The organism is Streptomyces sp. NRRL S-495 (assembly GCF_000966955.1).
Taxonomy (GTDB): Bacteria; Actinomycetota; Actinomycetes; order Streptomycetales; family Streptomycetaceae; genus Kitasatospora; species Kitasatospora purpeofusca.
The window spans coordinates 1-567 of sequence record NZ_JZWY01000244.1 but is presented as its reverse complement, the minus strand read 5'-3'; the positions used below and the strand labels follow the sequence as shown (position 1 = coordinate 567).

Genomic DNA, 567 nt, shown 5'->3' with positions numbered 1-567 from the left:
GTCGCGGGGGCCGCGTCCGGGTGGGGGCGGCCCCGGCGGTCGCCGGTGACAGGGGATCCGTTACGGGCAGAGCTGGTGCGTGGTGGGGGTGCACTCGGGGTCGGGGTCGATCGGGCCGGGGCCGCCGCCGGGCCGGTAGTTGGACCACCAGATCGGCGTGCCACCGTAGTAGACGGCCAGGTTGCCGCCGTTCTGGATCGCGAGGTAGGCGCCGGGGTGGTACGGGGTACGGCTGTTCCAGACCGCGCGCATGGCGGCGTCGTAGGCGACGAGGTTGCCGTCGGCCTGCATGTAGAGGTAGCTCCCGACGCCGTAGGTGCCGGTGGCCGTCCAGATCGCGACGTTGTTCTTGTAGAGCACCACGTGGCCGTCGTACTGCTGGTAGAGCACGGTGCTGCCGTCCGGCGAGGACCAGCTCTGGCCCCGGCTCAGGCCGGTGGTGCCCTGGATGACGGTCTGGTTGGCGTCCGAGGCGGGCGCGGCGGCGACGGCCGGTGCCGCCGCGGCGGGTGCGCCGGCAGCCGGGGCGCCGTCGGCGGCCTGGGCGGCGGTACCGCCCAGCAGCCC

General features: G+C 74.6%; 1 protein-coding gene. It reads right to left on the bottom strand.

The features are described from left to right. Positions 1-60: 60 nt before the first annotated feature. Positions 61-567, bottom strand: a 507-nt coding sequence (locus VR45_RS14245) for a hypothetical protein (protein WP_052709078.1), incomplete at its 5' end; no start/stop codon positions are given.